This is a genomic window from bacterium (assembly GCA_024224155.1).
Taxonomy (GTDB): domain Bacteria; phylum Acidobacteriota; class Thermoanaerobaculia; order Multivoradales; family JAHEKO01; genus CALZIK01.
Genome location: JAAENP010000109.1, coordinates 1 through 2,928, shown reverse-complemented (window position 1 = coordinate 2,928; position 2,928 = coordinate 1). Strand labels below are relative to the sequence as shown.

Annotated in this window: 3 protein-coding genes and 1 pseudogene; 2 read left to right on the top strand and 2 right to left on the bottom strand. The window is 63.7% G+C overall.

Annotation, left to right across the window (positions count from 1 at the left end; translation table 11 throughout):
• Positions 1 to 437: transposase family protein (locus GY769_06225; protein ID MCP4201516.1), on the bottom strand; the 437-nt coding region annotated here is incomplete at its 3' end.
• 394 nt (positions 438 to 831) lie between these two features.
• On the opposite strand from GY769_06225, the gene GY769_06220 reads away from it, so the two are divergent.
• Positions 832 to 1,107 carry a hypothetical protein gene (locus tag GY769_06220; GenBank protein MCP4201515.1) on the top strand — a complete coding sequence of 92 codons (276 nt, stop codon included), beginning with the start codon at positions 832 to 834 and terminating at the stop codon, positions 1,105 to 1,107.
• A 237-nt stretch (positions 1,108 to 1,344) separates the two neighbouring features.
• Here the strand turns inward: GY769_06220 and GY769_06215 are convergent.
• Positions 1,345 to 1,599: pseudogene (locus GY769_06215) on the bottom strand (ParB N-terminal domain-containing protein).
• Positions 1,600 to 2,458: 859 nt separating this feature from the next.
• On the opposite strand from GY769_06215, the gene GY769_06210 reads away from it, so the two are divergent.
• Positions 2,459 to 2,928, top strand: a 470-nt coding sequence (locus tag GY769_06210; GenBank protein MCP4201514.1) for a transposase, incomplete at its 3' end; no start/stop codon positions are given.

The window sequence follows — 2,928 nt, the reverse complement described above, 5'->3', positions numbered from 1 at the left end:
CTCTCGACGTGGGCCTTCCGGTTGGCGTCGCCGATCTCGTGAGCTTTGAAGAGGAAGCCGAAGCGGTGAGCGAAGGCCTCCATCTCCGGCACCGGGATCATCGTCATGCCGGTGCCGCGCAACACCACCACGTGGGTGTTGTCGATCATCACGATCTCGCACGCGCCGCCGAAGTACCTCAGCGCCTCGGTCAGGAAGCTCTTGCACTCGAATCGACGAAACCTCGGGTAGCACTGGATGAAGATCATCCTGGAATGACACAGCACCGCCGATGCGGTTTGGACCTTCCGGTCCTTGTCGCCGATCCTCACCCAGTGCGGGGAGGTATCGTGCTGCATCTCCTGGCCCGGCTCGAAGTGATAGCTCCCGGCCGGGAGGATCGGCTTCACACCGATGCCCTCCCGGCGGCAGAAGGCCGTCAGAGCGGGGTAGGACAGCTCCGCTCCCTGGGCCTGAAGCTCCTCGTGGATCCGTGCTCGGTTGCCCTTGCAGGTCGTGTGCAGCTCGAGGATCTCGTCGCGGTAGGGCTCGGCCTTCAGCGCTCGCTCGATCGGCGGTGGCTCGTGGCTCTGCGAGCGGATCACCTTCTTGATCGCTCCGCGCGAGATCTTCAGGGTTTTCTTGATCGCCCGCGTCCCGAGCCCCTGCTTGTGGAGCTCCAGGATTGCGGTCCTCTGCTCTCGGCTCAGCATGCATCGTCTCCTTTCTCGTTTCAGTGGTTGTCGAAGAGGCCGCTGGCCTCAGGCTGTCCAACAAGCCGTCCCACTCGCTGTGCACCTCCTCGAGCGTTTGCTGCAGCTCGGCGAGCTGCAGAGAAGAAAACTCCGACTGATGTCGGGAAATCTGGCGGCTGAGATGGCGTGCTTGGCGCGCGAGTCGCTCGGCGCGCCCAAGGAGTCGCTCGGGCTCACCAAGGACCTTCTTGCGCTCCGCGAGCCTCTGCTGCAGACGCAGGAAGGCCCGAGGATCTTCGAGCAGTCGCCGACGACCCTTGAGGCCCGCCGCAAGCCAGCCGGCGTAGAGGGCACCGATCTCGCGGGTCCTCAGCTTCTTGCCCACGATCTGCTCGGCCAGCTGGCGACAAGCTGCGCGGTCGATCCGGGCTAGCGGCACCAGGGCCTTCATCGCCGCCTGGGCCGGGATCCGACCGCGGCGGATCGACTCCTGGATCGAATGCGGAAGCTCGCGCACCAAGCCCAGAAGCCGGCTCACCCAGCTGGAGCTCTTGCCGGAGCTTCGAGGCAGCTCGTCCGGACTCCAGCCTAAGCGATGCTGGAGCTCAGCCAGCAACCACCCTTGCTCGAGGGCACACGAGCCCGGACCGTTGGCCATCTGCCATCGCAAGACCAGCGCCTCAGCTTGCTCCATCTCCCACACCAGGGCCTCCACCGTGTCGTGGCCCAGGCGGCGAAGAGCCGCGATGCGCTGATGGCCGTCGATGACGACATAGCGGCCCGGCGCCTCGCGCTCGGGGACCACCACGATCGGCTGTTGCTGGCCGGTCTCCTCCAGGCACAGCCGTAGCCGACGCTGACGCTCACGACTGTGAGCGCGTAGCGAGGCATAGGGCATCTCTAACTGGTGCCACTCCAATTCCATGACGGCTCCTTCTGAAGACACACCTCTCCCTTCTGGGACAAGGCCCCAGAAGGAAACCACCTCGGCGAGCCCTTATCGGCGCCGGCGCTGCGGGCTCATTCGGCGCCCGGACAGGCACCGCGTCCCGCAGATGCAGCAGCGCAAGCCTGTCCGCGCCAAATACGCAGGCTCGAGCCGGCGCCAGGTCTCGCCGAGATCGTCTTCGGCGTCTTCGCCCACAGTGTGCACAAGGCGCTCAGCGTCTGGATACCCTGATGCGTCATCTTTCCCAGAAGCCGACTGACGCCGGAGATAGTCCGCCTGACGTGCTGCGTGCTTCCGGCGCCCATCCGGCTTCTGCTGATACCGCCGGCCCGCTTTGCGCATCGACTCGCGCCGAGCCTGCATCGAGCACTCCTTGCCGCAGTAGCAATGACCTCGATCGCAAGCCGAGCAGATCACCACATCCTCCTCACACTGCCGGCAGGTGAACTGCCGGAAATCCTCTCGAAACAGCGGTTCGACCTGCCAAGCACTGGACAAGTGCCCCCCTTTCCGGCGACACTTCCCATCTGCGGCCCCATGCCGCAGGTGGGAAGGCCCAGGGTGACCGGCAAGTCATTAGCCCCTGGGCCTTCGGTTTTGCCGGGCAACTGTCTATCCGATTCGGATAGGGCTATGCCAGCCAAGGCCTCCCCGTGCCCTCCGCCCCTTTTCAGGGAAGAGAACCTGAGGCGGTATTACGGCGGTAATAAGAGTAGGGTCAAATCTCGCGAGCGACGCAGCGGGCGATTCCTGTCGAGCGAACCCGGATCATTCCCCGATAGCGCTAAAGTATATTGCCTACAAAGTGATGGTGCAGGTCAAGGATGGCCGGATTGTGCTGGCGTTTTGCTGGTCGCACATGCGCCGGGACTTCCTCGACTTGGCGCGAGACTTTCCAGGGCACGAAGAATGGGGACTTTCGTGGGTCGAGGCCATCGGCGAGATCTTCCACCTCAACAAGCTACGCTTGCAGGTGTGGAAAACCAACTGCGAGCGGTTTGCCTCGCGGGATAAAGCCTTGAAGGCCGCGCTCAAGCGCATGAAGCGCAGGCGCGACGCCGAGCTGAGTGAGGAGAAGCTGCACCCATTGCGGCGCAAGATCCTCAAGAGTCAAAAGAACCACTGGGACGGTTTCACCCTGTTCGTCGATCATCCCGAGGTCCCGATGGACAACAACCTGGCCGAGCGGACGCATCGAAAGCCGGTGTGTGGCCGCAAACAGTTCTACGGCTCCTATGCTCTGTGGGCGGGCCAGCTGGCGGCGATGCTTTTCTCCCTCTTCGCCACGCTTCAGCTCAACGGCAT